Source organism: Massilia pseudoviolaceinigra, assembly GCF_030846505.1.
In the GTDB taxonomy this organism is placed as follows: domain Bacteria; phylum Pseudomonadota; class Gammaproteobacteria; order Burkholderiales; family Burkholderiaceae_D; genus Telluria_A; species Telluria_A violaceinigra.
Genome location: NZ_JAVCWL010000027.1, coordinates 19121 through 36623 on the forward strand (window position 1 = coordinate 19121; position 17503 = coordinate 36623).

The following is a 17503-nucleotide window of genomic DNA, read 5'->3' on the forward strand; positions in this document are numbered from 1 at the left end:
GATGTCGCGGCAGAGAGGCGCGCGGAATCGGTACTTGGTAAGCGTTTCCTGATGAGGGAAACCTACAATATGCGCAAGCGGCAGCTTGAGCATTACCTACCGGGAGAAGGGTGCTCTCCGACGCCGCAGCATGGCTTTAGTGTCAGAATTGCGATCTGATCCATTCGCACCGGGGTTGCGGCACAGGTGAAAAACTCTGTGGCGTGCACACCTCGAAGCCCCGTCAGGGACTAATCCTCACGTCGACCGAAATGGCTGGTTGACGGCGGTCAGACGATCGGACAGGCACCTGCACGCTCTCGGCAGGGTAGTACACGCGTTCTACGCGCACTGGTGCCAATGGCCGAGCATTCCGATGCGATGAGTGCCGTGCGGGCTTGCACTTGCGTTCCTCCTTTAGTCGCCATTCTTCTCCCTCGTGCGCTTCACCTTGCATTTGCCTGCCGTTGAGATGTGAAACGCACGTGTGGCCGCTCCGCTCGCCGCCCGGGATGCAGGATGAAGGTGCGAAAACGATAAGGACGACATACCCGGAATTGCCCGTAAATCAGATGCGCGCGAGGTCTGCACAGGCTATGATATTGCTTCATACCAGCACTCATCCAGCCGGGCAGCGCCTGGCCTCGAAAGGGCGGACCTTATGAAGATACGGCGTTGCGCAGTGCTGTTCATCGAACCGCGCGAAGACCTTGGCATCGATTGGACGGCCCTGTTTTCCGGTGCGGGGGCGCTCAGCGCCTCGCTGCGCTGGGTGGCGCTGGCGCCGCACCTGGACCGCGAAACCACCATCGACACCGCCCAGGTGGCCGCCCTGGGCGCCATCGGCCAGACCGCCTGGACCGAACGCCTGGATGCCGAGCGCCAGCTCGGCGCCGCCATGGTCGACAGCCTGCTCGCGCTCGGCCTCCTGCTCGACGACGGTGCAAGCGACAACCCGGCCCGCGAACGCGACGCCTTGCTGCGCGACCAGCACTGGCGCCCGCTCTCTGCCGCCGCCCACATGTTCAGCCGCTGGGATGGCATGCAGGTCGACAAGGGCATGCACTTCCCCAGCTTCGAGGAACTGGTGCAGTCCTACGGCGCGCCGCCGGCGCCGGCCGTCAGCCGTGGCGATCCGGAGGCGGCGATCAAGCTGCCGCCGCCCTCCAGCGGCCCGCTCGACGCCCAGCTGATGCAGCGCTACACCGGCCGCAATTACGATCCCGACGCCGTGCTGCCGCTGGACGTGCTGGCGCGCCTGCTGCAGCGTACCTTCGGCGTCCAGGCCGAGCGCATGGTGGCCCAGGAAGCGCTGGTCTTCAAAAAAACCAGTCCCTCCGCCGGCGGCCTGCATCCGACAGAAGCCTACGTGCTGGTGCAGCGCGTGCCGGGCGTGGCGCCCGGGCTGTACCACTATCATGCGCTCCACCACGCGCTCGAACCGCTGACGATGCTCGATGCGGCCGCCGCCAGCGAGATGGCACGCCAGTTCGTGGCCGACCAGCACTGGTTCGTCGATGCTCCGGTCATGGTGGTGATGGCGGCACGGGTGGCGCGCAATTTCTGGAAGTACCGCAATCACGCCAAGGCGTACCGCGCCCTGATGCTCGACGCCGGTCACTTGTCGCAAACGTTCTATTTGCTGGCCACCGAAGCGGGCATGCCGGGCTTTGTGACTGCGGCCATCAATGAGATGGTGATCGAGCGCGCGTTCGGGCTCGATCCCTTGTCTGACGCGGTGGTCGCTGTATGCGGCTGCGGTGTCGCAGCTGCGGGGCAGACCACGCTGGAATTGCGTTTCGAAGAGTGATGCGAGGTGTGAGAATCCCGGCTCAGGCAGTACCGGACAAAAAGAACGGAATCGCGCCGGCAGCGCTGTCCAGCTTCGACATGAAGGCCATCCGGTCCAGGGCAATCGCATCCTTGGCCGGCAGGCAGCGCTCGGACGGAATCTGGCCGGCGTCGAGCGCAATGCCGAGGCTGCCTAGGGCCCCCACCGGGTCGCCCAGCAGGCGCGCGCGAAATACGTCATCGCTGGACAATTTATGGAGCAGGGAGTCCAGGTCGCTATGCAGGTGGGTTGTCATGGTAAGGGCCTTTCGTGTAGGAAAATGACGAGTCACGTAGGTAAAGCACTTATCCATAGTAGGACACTTATTGATCAGTATCAAGGTTTACAAATCATAGCTAGGTGTTTTTCTCCCGACTGTTGGCTCCGTCCATCACCTCGTCGAACAAGCGTAGGAAACCAGGCAATATTTCCATTGCGGTCTTGCCATCCTTTGCCATCAGACGCTCTTCCAGCTCGCCCGCGGCGCCGTACAACTGCTGCGCCGAGAGGTTGCCGGCCGCGCCCTTGACCTTGTGCACCAGCAGCGCCGCGTTGTCCAGATCGCCACCGTCGACGGCCTGCACGATGGCCTCGTGGGTCCCGGCAAAATCCTTGGCGAACATGGTCAGCAGGCGCGTGAGCAGCGGGCCGTTGTGGCCAAGGCGCGCCAGCGCCGCTTCCACGTCGATGCCGGGCAGGTGGTCGGGCACGCCGCCCACCTCGGGCTGCGGCGTGCTCTCGGCCGGCACCCGGGTCGGATCGGCATGGATCCACCCGGCCAGCACGGTGTACAGGATGGCCGGTTCGATCGGCTTGGACAGGTAATCGTTCATGCCCATCGCCAGGCAGCTGTCGCGGTAGCCGGCCACCGCGTGCGCGGTCATGGCGATGATCGGCAGCTCGGCGTGGCGCGGGTTGGCGCGGATGCGCGCGCTGGCCTGGTAGCCGTCCATTTCCGGCATCTGGATATCCATCAGCACCGCGTCGTAGTCGGTCTGGTCGACCAGGCGCACCGCATCGACGCCGTTGCCGGCCAGGTCCACATGCACGCCGGCGCGGCGCAGGATTTCGCTGGCCACCTGCTGGTTGACCAGATTGTCGTCCACCACCAGCACGCGCGCGCCGCGAATGTGTTCGGCCGCCTGGGACGGGAAGGGCGCCGCGTCGCGCCCGGGCACGGCGGCGTCGAAGCCCATGGTCGCCAGCACGCTGTCGAGCAGTTGCGAGGCGGTGACCGGCTTGACCAGGAAGGCGCCGATGCCGGCTTCCTCGGCCGCCGCCTTGATATGGTCGCGCGCGAAGGCGGTGACCATGATGATCGACGGGATCGACGCCAGGGTCGGGTCGTCCTTGATGCGGCGCGCCGTTTCCAGGCCGTCCATGTCGGGCATGTTCCAGTCCATCAGCACCAGATCGTAGGGTTCAAGCTGCAGCGCGAACAGGGCGGCGGCGCCCGAGCCGACCGCGCTGGCGTCAAAGCCGAAGCTGCGCAGCTGCAGTTCGAGCATTTCCCGCGTGGGCGCGCTGTCGTCCACCACCAGCACCTTCTTGCCGCGCGCACCGGCGCCGGCCTGCAGGCGCGCCGTGCCCTGCGCCGGCGCCACGTTCAGGGTCAGGGTGAAATGGAAGCGGCTGCCGGCGCCAAGTTCGCTGTCGACGCCGATCTCGCCGCCCATCTTGCGCACCAGCTGCTGCGAGATCGCCAGTCCCAGCCCGGTGCCGCCGTAGATACGGGTGGTGCTGGCGTCGGCCTGGGCAAAGGCCTGGAACAGGCGCTCCTGCTGCTCCGGGCTGATGCCGACTCCGGAATCCTCGACCGAAAAGCACAAGCGAACCTGGTTGTCGTCGCCGCTCCAGTCCTTGGCGCGCTCCACGCGCAGCTGGATGTGGCCGTGCGCGGTGAATTTGAGCGCGTTGCCGACCAGGTTGATCAGCACCTGGCCAAGCCGCAGCGGGTCGCCCATCAGAATCTGCGGCACGTCGGGCGCGGCCCAGATCACCAGTTCCAGTTCCTTTTCGGCGGCGCGCCAGGCGAACAGGTCGACGATGTTGGTCAGCGTGTCGGGCAGGTCGAACGGCACCACTTCCAGTTCCAGCTTGCCCGCTTCGATCTTGGAAAAATCGAGGATGTCGTTGATGATGTCGAGCAGGTTGTTGCCGGCCCGGGCGATCTTGCGGAAGTAGTCGCGCGGCTTGGCGTCCAGTTCCAGATGCGTGCCCAGGCCCGCGAAACCGAGGATGGCGTTCATCGGCGTGCGGATTTCGTGGCTGATATTGGCCAGGAACTCGCTCTTGGCGCGCGTGGCCGCTTCGGCGCGCGCACGCGCCTGTTCGATCAGACGCAGCGCATTGGCCTTCTGGAAGGCCGACACGAACGGTTCCTTCAGGGCCTTGAGCAGTTCCAGGTCACCCTCTTCGAGCGGCACCTGGGGCGCACGGTTCTCGAACACCAGGAAGCCTTCGATGCGGTGCTCGATGCAGATGCGTACCGCCAGCTGCGCGTGGCCCGCCTGCCCCGGGATGACGCCGGCGCGGGTCAGGTAAATGTCGGTGGTGATCATCTCGCCCGCGTTGACATAGCGCGCTTCGGCCTCGATCAGGTCCATGCGCTCTTCGACCGGCGTGCCGCCGTTGCGGTCCCACACCGCGCGCACGGCCAGGGTGTCGGTGTCGGCTTCGCGCACCAGCGCCCAGGCGGCGTCGATGCCCTTGATGAACATCGATTCGCGCAGGATTGTGTGCAGCAGCGCGTCGAAGTCGAGCTGCTCGTTGATCGACTTGACGATGGCGTTGAGCTTTTCCAGGTGCTGGGTGCGCGAGTACACCAGCGCCTGCAGCGCCGTGCGGCTGCGCTGCAGCTGGCTGACGCGCCAGCGGTACAGGCCATACGCCGCCGCCGCGCCGGCCAGCCCGTAGCTCAGGTAGGCCCACCAGGTCTGGTGCCAGGCCGGCAGCACGCGCACCCGGATCGACAGTTCCTCGTCGGCCCACACGCCGTCGCGGTTGGCGCCGCGCACGCGCAGGCGGTAGCTGCCGGGCGGCAGGTTGCTGTAGGCCGCCACGCGCCGGTTGGCATCGTTTTCGACCCAGTTCTGGTCGTAGCCTTCGAGCAGGAAGGCGTAGCGGTTGCGCTTCGCGTCCGAAAAGTCGAGCGCCGCCACTTCGATCTCGAAGCCCTTGATCCCGGCCGGCAGGATCAGGCGGCTGTCGCGCTGGGCCAGCACCTGCGCGCCCGCCACCGGATGGCCGTCGGTGCGCAGGGAACTGATGGCCAGCGGCGGGCGGAATTCCCAGTTGGCCAGGCGCTCCGGATGGATCACCGTCAGCCCGCCGGTGGCGCCGAACAGCAGGTCGTCTTCCGGCGTGGAGGCGGCCGCGCCGATGAAGTAGGTCGGAAAGCCCAGGCCCTCGGCCCGTGCCAGCGGACGCGCCTTGAGGCTGCCGCTGTCGATCACGGCGATGCCGTTGCCGGTGGCGGCCCACATGCGCGCGCTGCGGTCCAGGCGCAGGGCCGACACCGCGGTGCTGGGCAAGCCGTCGGCGAGGCCGAGGCGCCGGAACACCGGCGCGCCGAGCGGGGTGCGCATTTCCAGCACATTGATGCCGCCGCCGTGCGTGGCCACCCACAATCGCCCGCGTCCATCCATGGCCAGCGCGCTGATCACCGGATCCGACAGGGCACTCTCGTTGCTCGGATTGGCGAGGATCTGTTCGATCTTGCCGGTGATGGGGTCGAGCCGGTTCAAGCCGTTGCGGGTGCCGATCCAGAGCGCGCCGCCCGGATCGGTCATCAACGCCTGGATGCGGTTGTCGGACAGGCCTCCCGGGCCGGTGACGTACGACGCGAGCGTATTGGCCGCCGGGTCGTAGCGCAGCAAGCCCTCGAAGGTGCCCAGCCACAGCTGCCCGGCCTGCGGCGCGATGGTGCCGATGCGCGGGTAGGGGTTCGCCTGCGGCAGCGCGATGCGCTCCACGCGCCGGCCCTGGTCGAGGGTGCGGTACAGCCCAAGCTGGGTGCCGATCCAGGCGTCTTGCGGGGTGGCCTCGGCCATCGCCAGCAGCACGCGGTTGGGCAGGGCGCTGTCCAGGCGCGCCGGGTCGGGGCGCAGGGCGGCGCTGCGCGTGCCGTCCGGGTCGACCAGGTCCACCCCCTGGTCGGCCAGGCCCAGCCAGACGCGCCCGCCGGAGTCGGTCATCAGCGCGGTGACCGCCGCTTCCGGCATGCCGTGGGCGCCGAAGACGGCGGCCACGGCGCGGTTGTTGGGGTCATGGAAATCGACGCTGCGCTCGTTGCTGATCCAGATCAGGCCACTGCGGTCGCGCAGCAGGGCGGCGGTGCGGTCGTTGGCCAGGCTCGATGGCACGGCCGCCTGGTGCAGGATGCGGCGCGCGCGGGCGCTGTCGGCCTCGACGTCGATGATGCCGCCGCCATAGGTGCTGGCCCACCAGCGGCCCGGCACGATCTCGGTAATGGCCAGCACCATGTTGGCGTGGGGGTCGGGGACCCCCACCAGTTCCATCATCCTGCCGCGCGCGGCGCCGGCGTCGACCACGCCGATCCCGCTTTTCAGGGTGCCGAAGGCGATCTGCCCGCGGCTGTTTTCGCCGAACGAGAGCACCGCGTCGCGCCAGGGAGCGTCGATGCCGTCGGGGCCCACCGGCACGGCCGTGAACTGGCCGCTGACGGCGTCGCGCCGCGCCAGGCCGCTGCTGGTGCCGATCCACAGGTTGCCCTTGCGGTCCAGGTGCAGCGCGCGGATGCGGCTGTCCGGCAGGCTGCCGGGCACGCCCGGCTGGTGGCGGTAGTGGCGCACCGCCGTGCGCGCCGGGTCGACGTAGTCGAGCCCCGAGGGCGTGCCGACCCACACGCCGCCCATGCCGTCGCTGGCAATGGCATTGATGGCGGCATCGGCCAGGCCATTGGCGCCGGCCGGAAAGCGGATAAAGCGCTCCTTGACCTTGTCGTACATGGCCAACCCGCCGGTGGCTGTGCCGATCCACAGGCGCCCGCGCCGGTCCACGTGCAGGGCCTGGATGAAATCGGCGGGAATCGAATACGGGTCGCTTGCGTTATGCACGAAGGCGAGCATGCGGTAGCCGTCCCAGCGGCCCAGGCCGCGCTGGGTGCCGATCCAGATGAAGCCGTCGCCATCTTGCGCCAGCGCCATTGCAACCGGGTGCGGCAAGCCCTGTTCCAGGCCGATATGCTCGAACAGCGGGGTGGCCAGCTTTTCCCAGCGGTCGGGAGCGGCCGCCGCTGCCGTCGAACTTGCTGTTATGCAAATAAGAAGGTAAAGGGCGGCGATCAATGGCACCAGCCATTGGCGCCCGTGCAGGCGGTGTGGGAGGGTGGTGGGCGTCATCGCTGGTCCGCGCGACGTGAGCGGAGAGCGCGCCGGAGGGCGCGGGTATGGCGACGGACTGATGTGTCGTGGACGTTCAAGTCGGGACGCGCTCCTGTCGGTGAAATCGGATGCCGCGGCGTCCCCCGGACGGGCTCGCCTTTCCTGAAAGCATACGCACTTGTCCGGGCACTGTCTATTCGCTGAGCGGTTCGCATATTTCTTTGGCAATATTGCGCTGCCGTTTAGCGCCCAACGTGTTGCGATAATCCAAAACGAAGGCATAACGGCAAGCAACGCGCGACGCATCAGGTGAAATTGCCATTGATTACAGGTGAAAAAAACCTCGAAGAAAATCCGAACCTTGGCGCTTGATCGGCCTCAAACCAAGCTTTCACGCTTTTGGAAGAGGAACTTCGCATGAGTAAGATTGCCTTGATCACTTTGGAGCATCGAGCCGTGTTATTTGCCTGCAGCGGTTTTTCCTTGTTACTCGGCGCTTGCGGTGGCGCAGGCGGGGAGAGCGAACGCGCTCCCGCCCCGGCCCGCACGGCGGCCCCCAGCGTGCCCGCCGCCACGCCGCCGGCGCAGGCGGCCGAACCCGATCGCGCCGATCCGGCCGGCGACGGCGCGGTCGACGCCACCAGTGCCAACGCCGCGCCGGTGCCTGACATAGCGCCCGAGTCGTTCGCCATGTCCGGCTACGCGCCGGAGGGCGAAGACCAGGCGCGCGCCGCCGCCAAGCAGGGTCGCGCGCTGTACGTTTCGCCGCACGGCTCCGACGCCAATGCCGGCACCGACACGCGACCGTTCCGCACGCTGGCGCGCGCCGCGCGCGCCGTTGCGCCGTTGCGCCGGGCGTCACCGTGTTCGTCGCGCCGGGCACCTACAGCGGCGGCATCCGCACCACCGCCAGCGGCCAGCCGGGCGCCCGGATTGCCTACGTGTCCACGGAACGCTGGGGCGCCCGGATCGTGCCGCCGGAACGCTCGGCCAGCAAGGCCGCGTGGGACAACCGCGGCGACTACGTCGATATCGTCGGCTTTGATGTCGACGGCAGCGAACACCGGGGCGGCACGCGCTGGAGCTCCGGCATCTACAACGGCGGCTCGCACGACATCATCCGCAGCAACCATGTGCATCACATCGCGCAGCACGTGGCCTGCACCAGCAACGGCGGCGCCGCGATCGGCGTGGACGGGTATTATCGCGGCGTGCAGGCGCAGGTGCTCGCCAACCTGGTGCACGACATCGGACCGGCCGGCTGCCGCTTCGTGCAGGGGATCTACGTCAGCACCACGGGCAGCGTGAAAAACAACGTGGTGTACCGCGTCGCCGAAGCGGGCATTCATTTGTGGCACGACGCGCGCAATGTGGTCGTCTCCAACAACACCGTGACCGGCTCGAACACCGGCATCGTCGTCGGCGGCGGCGACTTCTATCACACGTCCGGCCCGAACGACCATACGGCGGTGTACAACAACATCGTATACGACAACAGGATGGGCATCTCGGAGCAGGGTCGCACGGGACGCAACAACAGCTACCGCAATAACCTGGTCTACAAAAACAGCGGCTACGACTGGCGCCTGAAGAATGGGCTGGCGCACAGCGGCACGGTCAGTTCGGCGCCGCTGTTCGTGGGCGACATCAAAGTCGCCTTGCCCAACTTTAGTCTCAGTGCCAGCTCGCCGGCGATCGGGCGCGCCACCCCGATGCACGCCGCCCCAACCGATTTTAACGGCCGTCCGCGCAATGTGTTTTCCGGCTTCGACATCGGCGCGTACCAGCATTGAGCATGTGCGGCGGCGGCCATCGTCCGCGGTGGCGGTGGCCGCCGGCGCGCAATCGGCGTTCGATATTTTTCTTTACATCCGCTTCAAGGCCGGGTTAGTATCTGCGCCTTCGCAAGAAAACCTCACTACTGAATCGAGAACCTGACGTGCCTGTACACAGCCAACCTATCTGCTGACGATATCGGATTGACCTGCCCGGATTAGCAACCCGGTAGGCTGTGCATGCCGCTTTCCCACGACCGTTGCTGTCGTGGCGTAGTTCTCCCTTTGTCGTCAGCTCCCGTCTACACCATGGAGCGCATCATGACGAACTTCGTTCACAATCTGGAATTACATAAATACCCTTCCACCCGTCACCTGGAAGGCTCGCAGCTGCAGCAAGGCGACGACGGTTTCGACAAACCGGGCAAACGCAACGATCCGCGCGCGGCCTATGCCGCGCTGGCCGGCCGCCATATCGTCGTCGAAGAAAAGCTCGACGGCGCCAATGCCGGCGTGAGCTTCAGCGAAGGCGCCGAACTACTGCTGCAAAGCCGTGGCCACTACCTGGCCGGCGGTGGGCGCGAGCGCCAGTTCAGCATCTTCAAGCGCTGGGCCGCCGCGCACGAGAGCGCGCTGATCGAGCGCCTGGGCGACCGCTACGTCATGTACGGCGAGTGGATGGGCAAGAAGCACAGCGTCTTCTACAACCATCTGCCGCACCTGTTCTGCGAGTTCGACATCTACGACCGTAAAAAAGGCATTTTTCTGTCGACCGCCGCGCGCGCCGCCTTGCTCGATGACGCGCCGGTGCTGGCGGTGCCGGTGCTGTATGCCGGTGTCGCGCCACGCAAACTGGCCGACCTGCTGGCATTCATCCGCTTTTCGCTGGCAAAGACGCCGGCGTGGAAGACCGATTTTGAAGCGACCGTCGCACGCGAAGGGCTGGACCTGGCCAAATGCTGGGCCCAGGCCGACAAGTCCGATCTGGCCGAAGGCCTGTACATCAAGGTCGAGGAAGACGGCGTGGTCACGGCACGCTACAAATGGGTGCGCAGCGACTTCGTGCAGGCCATCCTGGACTCGAAGATGCACCACTCGCAACAGCCCTACGTGCCCAATCAGCTGGCGCCCGGGGTCGACATTTACGCACCGCGCCTGACGACGACATGGGAAGACCTGGGCCTGGTAACCGAAGGAGGCAAATGATGGACAAGCTGACCTATAAGGCCATGGCGGCGCACGTACCCGCGCCCGGCCAGACGCCCGACTGGGCCTGGTTCCTGCACGCAATTCCCGAGCTGGTCTTGCTGGCATCGACGCCGCAGGACCCGTATTACCACGCCGAAGGCGACGTGTGGATTCACACGCGGATGGTGATCGAAGCGCTGATGCGCGGGCCGGACTACATCGACGGCAGCGACGAGGAACGCTTCATCCTGTTCTACGCCGCGCTGCTGCACGATATCGCCAAGCCGGCGACGACGGTGATCGATCCGGACAGTGGCCGCATCGGGCAGCCGGGCCACTCCAAGCGCGGCGCGATCGATGCGCGCATTTTGTGCTGGCATGCGGGCGTGCCGTTCGCCGTGCGCGAGCATATTTGCCGCATCATCACCGTGCACCAGCTGCCGTTCTTCGCGCTGGCGGGGAACAAGAACGGCCAGTCGGCCGAGTTCCTGATCCGCAAGCTCTCGCATGAACTGGACCTGCGCCTGCTCGCGGCGATGGCGCAGGCCGACATGGAAGGGCGCACGTACGAGAAAAAGGACGACTGCCTGGTCGACATCGAGCTGTTTCGCGAAATGGCGCGCGACGAAGGCTGCTACGGCACGCCTAAGGCGTTTGCTGATCCGCACACGCGCCTGTCGTACATGCGCGGCGCCGGCATCGTGCCCGATTTCACGCATCACCAGAACCCGGGGTCGCGCGTGACGGTGATGTCGGGCTTGCCGGCGTCGGGCAAGAACCACTGGGTGGCGGCCAACCGGGCGCGCTTGCCGGTGGTGTCGATCGACGACGCGCGCGAAGAACTGGGGCTGCGCCACGGCGCCAACGAAGGCGCGGTGGCGCACCGGGCGGTCGATTTCGCCAAGGAGATGCTGCGCGAAAAAGCGCCGTTCGTGTGGAACACCACGCACCTGAGCGCGCAGATGCGCAAGAAGACGCTCGACCTGCTGTATGCCTACGATGCCGAGGTCGAACTGGTGTACCTTGAACAGCCGCCGCAGGTCATCTTCAAGCGCAATACGCAGCGCGATACCAGCCTGCCCAACAAGGCCATCGAGCGCATGCTGTTCAAATGGGAGGTGCCGCTGCCGACCGAGGCGCACATAGTGAGCTATTTGTCCTAGCTGTGCGCGACCCTGACGGCCGGCGCGCATGCAGGAAACAATGATGTCCCGGCCCTGCCTGACAAGCCGGTCACGGATTCATTCGAAGCCGCCGGCATGCCCGACCACGCAACAACGTCGTGTTCACATGGCCAGCATCCAGTGAGGCGTGCATGAATATCCGAGCAGTCTGCGCGCACCGCTCGCCACAATCGCCGGCTCGTCCAGCGAGCGGTAAGCGGCGGCCAGTTCCAGCCCTGCCATGGCGGGAGCCAGGCGTTTGCGCAGCCGCCGCGACTGTGGCCCCAGATGCGCATGCGCCCAGGCGATCAATTCGGCTGTGGCAGGGGCAGGGGCCAGCGACAGGAAGAAGATCATCTGGCGCCACGCGTACGCGGCGTTCTTGACCGCGCGCAGTTCAGCGTGGCTGTTGTCGCGCCGGACCTGCTGGTCGCGGCAGATCCACTCGAAGCATTGCTGCGCCATGCCGTAAAACCGCGGCCGCAGTTCGTCGACCAGTCCGAGCGACGATACCAGTGTGGCCAGGTTCTGGGTGGTGAGGATCTGCTGCTGCTCGATAATCATGGCATTGCCGGCCACGCGGCCATTGCCGTAGGGGATGCCCGCGCGCTCCTCACACAGGTGAAGGAGCTCTTTTTTGTCGCTTGAAGCCTTGCCCGTCGCCTTGGCCGGCTTCACGAGTTCACGTAAGCGACCGCGCTGCCGGACATCGATGCCGTAGTAGCGGCAGTACAAACTATCGTCCAGCAGCGCAGTCGCGTGCGCGGCCACCTTGGTGAATTTGGGCGAGAACGCGCCCTCGAAAATATCGGCGGCCAGTTCATCCACCAGCGGCAAGTCCAGTCCCGCGTTCGCCGCCAGCGCGCTCATTTCCTGCAACAGCGGATTAGGGATCATCGTGTGGGGGAACGAAGTCAGTGTCAGCACGGTGATTTCTTCGAGCGTCCTGCGGGCGAGTGTCCGAGGCTGCAGGCCGTGCTGCCGCTCGGCGTTGACGGCGGCAAGCCACGGCAGCTCGTGCAGTTGCACCTGATGTTCAAGATTCTGCAACAGCAGGGAGCGGCGGCGACGGAATGCCTGGTACAGCGCGCCGTAAAGGTGTTTCAGCGAGGGGTCTTCGATCGCAGCGCCGTTGATTGCGGCGCTCAACTGCGGCAGCACGCAGCCCAGTGCCTCGGCCGAGCGGACGACGCCGCGTTCGACCAGCGCGGCGATGGTATCGATGTGGCAGCGCTGGAGCTTGGCCAGCAGGGAGGAAGGAATCGCGCAGCCGGCGCCTTCGCCGAGATTGGCCGCTTCCGCCGCGGTGACTGTCACGCCGAGCGGCGCCAGATCATCGATTCCGCCTTCCTGCGGGTAGGCACGCAGGCGCTCGGCCAGTACGCCGGCCAGCAGATGGTGCGGCACGCCTCGCACCTGCCTGGCCTGCTCGCTGCGCAGCGCAGCGCATCGGGCCGATCCGGGGAGGCCGCGTTTGCCGATATACCTGGCCAGGATGAGACGGATCCTGCCGACGTCGCGCCCGGTCAGCGTGGCCGGTTCCATCACGCAGATGCGCAGATAGTCGAGCAATTGCGCCACGCTGTCGTCCTTGCGCCGGGCCACGCTGTGGCCGACCCACTCGTGCAGCAGGGCCTCGCCACGCGCATGCCATTGCGCTGGGTAGTGTCGGCACGGCCAGCCGCCAGCGATGCGGAATTTACCGCTGGCGGCGTCGCGCCATGCTCCGCTGGCATCAATATCGATCGACGGCGGCTCGCCCTCGACGCTATCGATGAACAGCTGGACCGCGCGGTCATACAGCGGCAACACCCGAACGGTTTCGCGCTGCGTCATAATGCGGCGGTTCGGCGCGCGCCGTTTGTTCAAGGCCAGCGCCACGTCACGCACCGGATTGAGAAAGAGGCGCTCGCCAAAGCGGCGTGCTTGCGCAGCGGGCGCTGGGAAAAAACGCAAGCGGTCGAACCAGGGCGCGATGGCGCCCAGCACCTCGCGCGCCGCATCCGCTTTGCCATGGCGGGTGAGCCAGGCTACGACAAGCAGGGCGCCTTCCTCGGGCACGTTGACGTCGTAGCAGCCTGAGTCGAGCAGGGCGTAAAGGCCCGCCATCCCGTCGTCGGTCAGCAGACGCGCGTTGAGCCACCGGCGCGCATCGGCCGAAGGCACCATGCCGGCCGCGGCGAGCGTCTGCAGTTCGTGGTCGAGCAAAGCGCTACCGGCCTTGAATTCGCCCGTGGCGAAGCCGCCCTTCACGACGTCGGGCGTGACCCAGGCCGGGACGCCGGCCAGCGGGGTGCGCGAGCCGACCTCGATCGATCCCGTGAACGTTCCGGCCATGACCTTTTCCCACTGCCGCGCCTTGACGCGCGCGCGTTCGCGCACCTGCGGATCGGGGTGGTCGGTGTTGGTGCGCAGGGCGGCAGCCAGTTGCAGTGCCGCATAGCCGGGCGCACTGCGGAGAGGTTCCGCGCCGGGAGTGTCGTTATCCACGTGGTATCCATTGAAATGAAATGCTGGGGGTCCGGAAGCTGGAATCGAACCAGCACCTACTCAGTAAAAAGCCGAGTCCTCTGCCATTGAGCTATTCCGGAATTGTTTGCATGGACGCGGCGCCCAGCAGCATTGATGAAAATCAATGCTCAGACGACCACACTAGCAGCTTTGCCAACTTTACTCAATGCACTGGCGAAAAATGTTTTGTTCTATGGCGCCGTTGAGTCGACCGGCGCATACAGTCCTGCCGCGCGCAACGCGTCGCGCATGGCCATCACAGTGGCCATCTGATAACAGCTGATGTTGGAATCGGTGCTGTTGTACGCCCCGTCCACGACGCGGATGCGGCAGCCGCTGAGATAGTCGCCGTCAAACGCGTCTTCTGCCAGCACGTGCTTGATGCTGCTGATAACCGCGTCGAGGAACAGGACAGGAATCTGTTCCTCCGACACTTCCCAGCTTAATGTGCATCCATACTCCGGTACTGGTTCCAGTACCAGATCGATCACGCCGAAACGCCCGGGAGGCCCCATCTGGCGCACGAACCTGCCGGTACCCGTGCAGCGCGTGTGCAGCGGGACGCCACGAGACCCTGTTGGAACCAGGTAGATTTCCATCAATGCCGTTCCGGTGCCTGGCGCGACTCGATTGCCTGAACTCCGTCGCATAAAGGGCAAAACGAGGTGAAAGTATCGAGCATGGCGTCGGCCGGCATGGCCGGGAAAATCGCCTTGATCAAATCGGACGGCGCGTCGAACAGCTCCGCGAACCCGCACTTGCTGCATCCGTGGATATGCCAGGAGGCGCGTTCCATGATGTACTTCTCGCTGACCATCAGCGGGTGGCCGGTGCCGGTGGCAATGAAGCGGATCGATTGATTGATGCGTACAGTCACGAGCTGCGTCGGAGAGACGATCACCCGTCCGGTAAAAATGTCGCCCTCGACGCCGCTGATGGTTACCCATGCGAGTTCGGGATGCAGACTGGTGATGCGCCGGCCGCCGTCGTGGATGATGACCTGAATGTCGTCCGGATGATTCGGGTGAAGCTTGCCCGCCAGGGCGGGATGCGTGCGCCATTCCATGACGTTGTCTTTCTTATGAATACGATTGCAGCGCGTAGCGCGGAAAAAAGGGCCGGAAATCGCTTCCCGGCCCGGAACTTACTTTACAACATAATTACGCAGCGACTGCCTCGGCACGTTGCTGCATGCGCGGCGCGTGTCTTGCATACACCGCGCTGGCAAACGCGCGCCCTTGCGAGAGCGAACGCAAACTGGTCGTGTGACCGAACAGATTCGCCAGCGGTACATCGGCAACCACCTCAACGCGGCCGGTCTGCTCTTCGATGCCGAGCACCTTGCCGCCGCGGCGCTGCAGGTCGCCGATGACATCGCCCGCATTCACCGCCGGTGCATCGACGCTTACCGTCATGACCGGTTCCAGCATCAGCGGATGTGCACGTTTGAGCCCGGCCAAGGTGCCTTCCTTGGCCGCCACCGTGAACGCCATGTCGTTGCTGTCGACGGCATGGTAGTCGCCATCGAGCAGGGTCACCCTGACGCCCGTGACCGGGTAGCCGAGAGGACCTTGCGCAAGCGCCTGCCGCACGCCTTTTTCGATGGCCGGAATGAAGTTCGCAGGTACAACTCCGCCCTTGATCGCATTCTCGAAGGCAAACACGCCATCGAACTGTTCCACCCGCAAGACGACGCGTGCATACTGCCCGCTGCCGCCGTTTTGCTTCGACACTTTGCCTTCCAGTTCCACAGCGGGCCCGGCGATGGTTTCGCGATAGGCAACCTGAGGCGCACCCACCGTGACTTCCACGCCCGTTTCGCGGCGCACACGTTCCAGCACCACGTCCAGATGCAGTTCGCCCATGCCCCACAGCACCGTCTCGCCGCTGAGCGGATCGCTTTCGAGGCGCAAAGACGGGTCTTCGCGCCGGAAGCGGTCGAGCGCGGCGAGCATCTTGCCGCGATCGCCACCCTTGCCCGGTTCGATCGCCAGCGCCACCACCGGTTCACCTGCGTGAATGGATTCCAGCACCAGCGGCACGGCCTTGGTCGACAAGGTATGCCCGGTCAACGCATCCTTCAGGCCGGCGATGGCAATAATACTGCCGGCCTGCGCCTGGCCGACGCCGGTACGGCGGTCCGCATGGATCACATACAGTCGACCCACGCGCACCGTCGTTTCGAGCGACGCATTCCACAGCACATCGCCTTCGCGCAGGGTGCCGCCGTACAGCCGCACATACGACAGCGAACCGTGCTCGTCGTGCACCACCTTGAACACCAGCGCCGCCAGCGGGTCGGCGTCGCCGGTGCCCACCGTCGCCGGTACACCGTCCAGGTGCGCCACGGGGGCGGCGCGTTCGTCGGGCGAAGGCAGCCAGTCGATGATGGCGTCGAGCAGCGGCTCGATGCCGGCATTGCGGTATGCCGAGCCGGAAAGCACCGGCACTGCGCGGCGTGCCAGCGTCATGGCGCGCAGCCCGGCACGCACGTCCGCCGGCGACAGCGTGTCGTGCGCCAGGAAGGCGAGCGTGAGCGCATCGCTGGCATCGGCCGCCACCGCGGCGGCGTGCGCATAGGCGGCCTCGGCCGCCGCGCGCAGATGCGGGGGCAGGGCGCTTGAAGTCATCACGCCAGCCGCATCCCAGGCCAGGAAGCGCTTGCCGAGCACGTCGATGGTGCCCTCGAAGGCATCGCCGGCGCCGACCGGAATGCTCAAGGGCACGGCCAGGGCGCCGAGGCGCGAGGCGATCTGACCCACCACGCGGCCGAAGTCGGCACCGGTGCGGTCCATCTTGTTGATGAACACAATGGTCGGCACGCCGTGTTTCTGCGCCTGGCGCCAGACCGTTTCGGTCTGGGGCTGGATGCCGGCGACGCCGCACAGTACCGTGACGGCGCCGTCGAGCACGCGCAGCGAACGTTCGACTTCAATGGCGAAGTCGATGTGGCCGGGCGTATCGATCAGCGTGAAGGCGTGGCCGTTCCAGGCGCAGCGGGTGGCCGCCGCGCCAATGGTGATGCCGCGTTCCTTTTCCAGATCCATGCTGTCCATGGTGGCGGTGCCCTCATGGACTTCGCCGGTGCGGTGGATCTCGCCGGTTTTCAGGAGAATGCGTTCGGACAGGGTGGTTTTGCCAGCGTCGATGTGGGCAATGATACCGAAGTTGCGCGAGTTGGCGCGAAGGACTGTAGCAGTCATGATGGTGCTTTCTAACATAGCGAGCGGTCGTGGATTGTCTTTGGGGACAAGCGCCGCGGGAGCCATGCGACCACCCTTGTTCAGTGATCCCGCGCGCGTTCTTCGTCGGCTGACTTCATGATATATATGCTCCTAAGCAACTACTGTGTGTGGGTGTGGAAAGCGAAACTGCGAAAACAAAAAAGGCCCGGAGTGGGCCTTTTTTGATGGGTGCTCGTCAAGAGCGAATCAAGGGGCGCACTGTCGCGGCCCGGGACGTTGCGAGCAACGTGCCGGGAGGGCGAAGGTAAAAAAGAGGATGTCCATTGAGTTCATGGCCGCAAGCTTATTGCCCCGTTCGCGAAATGTCAAGGGCTTATTCTGTTGTTGATTCGTCACGCAGAAGCGCGTTCCAGGCCGTCCCTGCCACGTCGGGACCGGTATTTTTATCCAAACATTGAATATAACCAACATTTCAGCGTGCTCTGATGGGAAAATACTGCTCTGTTGCACAATCAATATTTACGCT

10 protein-coding genes and 1 tRNA gene are annotated in these 17503 nt (G+C 65.4%); 4 read left to right on the forward strand and 7 right to left on the reverse strand.

The window, feature by feature from the left end:
- Nucleotides 1-640: 640 nt before the first annotated feature.
- Nucleotides 641-1789, forward strand: coding sequence for a putative peptide maturation dehydrogenase (locus tag RBA40_RS23630; protein WP_306650461.1), 1149 nt, complete (start codon nucleotides 641-643; stop codon nucleotides 1787-1789).
- Between the two features lie 22 nt (nucleotides 1790-1811).
- Here RBA40_RS23630 and RBA40_RS23635 read toward each other — a convergent pair whose 3' ends face one another.
- Both RBA40_RS23635 and RBA40_RS23640 read right to left on the reverse strand, forming a co-directional pair.
- Nucleotides 1812-2066: an NHLP-related RiPP peptide gene (locus tag RBA40_RS23635; RefSeq protein WP_306650463.1), complete on the reverse strand. Its 255-nt coding sequence runs from the start codon at nucleotides 2064-2066 to the stop codon at nucleotides 1812-1814.
- A 100-nt stretch (nucleotides 2067-2166) separates the two neighbouring features.
- Complete coding sequence (locus RBA40_RS23640) at nucleotides 2167-7173, reverse strand: hybrid sensor histidine kinase/response regulator (protein ID WP_306650465.1); 5007 nt, start codon at nucleotides 7171-7173, stop codon at nucleotides 2167-2169.
- A gap of 845 nt (nucleotides 7174-8018) precedes the next feature.
- On the opposite strand from RBA40_RS23640, the gene RBA40_RS23645 reads away from it, so the two are divergent.
- The 3 genes from RBA40_RS23645 to RBA40_RS23655 all read left to right on the forward strand — a co-directional run bounded on the left by RBA40_RS23645 (nucleotide 8019) and on the right by RBA40_RS23655 (nucleotide 11281).
- Entirely contained in the window at nucleotides 8019-8948 is a 930-nt protein-coding gene (locus RBA40_RS23645) for a choice-of-anchor Q domain-containing protein (protein ID WP_306650467.1), read from the forward strand.
- 303 nt (nucleotides 8949-9251) lie between these two features.
- Nucleotides 9252-10136 carry an RNA ligase family protein gene (locus RBA40_RS23650; protein ID WP_306650469.1) on the forward strand — a complete coding sequence of 295 codons (885 nt, stop codon included), beginning with the start codon at nucleotides 9252-9254 and terminating at the stop codon, nucleotides 10134-10136.
- An 8-nt stretch (nucleotides 10137-10144) separates the two neighbouring features.
- Nucleotides 10145-11281, forward strand: a complete 1137-nt coding sequence (locus RBA40_RS23655; protein ID WP_374710540.1) for an AAA family ATPase — start codon at nucleotides 10145-10147, stop codon at nucleotides 11279-11281.
- A 123-nt stretch (nucleotides 11282-11404) separates the two neighbouring features.
- On the opposite strand, the gene RBA40_RS23660 is transcribed toward RBA40_RS23655, so the two are convergent.
- The 5 genes from RBA40_RS23660 to fusA all read right to left on the reverse strand — a co-directional run bounded on the left by RBA40_RS23660 (nucleotide 11405) and on the right by fusA (nucleotide 16995).
- Nucleotides 11405-13771: a hypothetical protein gene (locus RBA40_RS23660; RefSeq protein WP_306650470.1), complete on the reverse strand. Its 2367-nt coding sequence runs from the start codon at nucleotides 13769-13771 to the stop codon at nucleotides 11405-11407.
- A 29-nt stretch (nucleotides 13772-13800) separates the two neighbouring features.
- Nucleotides 13801-13872: transfer RNA gene (locus RBA40_RS23665), tRNA-Lys, on the reverse strand.
- Nucleotides 13873-13983: 111 nt separating this feature from the next.
- Nucleotides 13984-14391, reverse strand: coding sequence for a hypothetical protein (locus RBA40_RS23670; protein WP_306650472.1), 408 nt, complete (start codon nucleotides 14389-14391; stop codon nucleotides 13984-13986).
- The gene (locus tag RBA40_RS23675; RefSeq protein ID WP_306650473.1) at nucleotides 14391-14858 is read right to left on the reverse strand and encodes a hypothetical protein; all 468 of its coding nucleotides are present in this window, start codon (nucleotides 14856-14858) and stop codon (nucleotides 14391-14393) included. The genes RBA40_RS23670 and RBA40_RS23675 overlap by 1 nt, the downstream gene beginning before the upstream one ends.
- A gap of 94 nt (nucleotides 14859-14952) precedes the next feature.
- Nucleotides 14953-16995, reverse strand: coding sequence for an elongation factor G (gene fusA, locus RBA40_RS23680; protein WP_306650474.1), 2043 nt, complete (start codon nucleotides 16993-16995; stop codon nucleotides 14953-14955).
- Nucleotides 16996-17503 lie beyond the last annotated feature (508 nt).

Bases quoted from the DNA above. Each gene is read 5' to 3' on its own strand.
- RBA40_RS23640 (WP_306650465.1), bottom strand. From the start codon at position 7,173: ATGACGCCCACCACCCTCCCACACCGCCTGCACGGGCGCCAATGGCTG.
- RBA40_RS23670 (WP_306650472.1), bottom strand. From the start codon at position 14,391: ATGGAAATCTACCTGGTTCCAACAGGGTCTCGTGGCGTCCCGCTGCAC.
- RBA40_RS23650 (WP_306650469.1), top strand. From the start codon at position 9,252: ATGACGAACTTCGTTCACAATCTGGAATTACATAAATACCCTTCCACC.
- RBA40_RS23630 (WP_306650461.1), top strand. From the start codon at position 641: ATGAAGATACGGCGTTGCGCAGTGCTGTTCATCGAACCGCGCGAAGAC.
- RBA40_RS23635 (WP_306650463.1), bottom strand. From the start codon at position 2,066: ATGACAACCCACCTGCATAGCGACCTGGACTCCCTGCTCCATAAATTG.
- RBA40_RS23675 (WP_306650473.1), bottom strand. From the start codon at position 14,858: ATGGAATGGCGCACGCATCCCGCCCTGGCGGGCAAGCTTCACCCGAAT.
- fusA (WP_306650474.1), bottom strand. From the start codon at position 16,995: ATGACTGCTACAGTCCTTCGCGCCAACTCGCGCAACTTCGGTATCATT.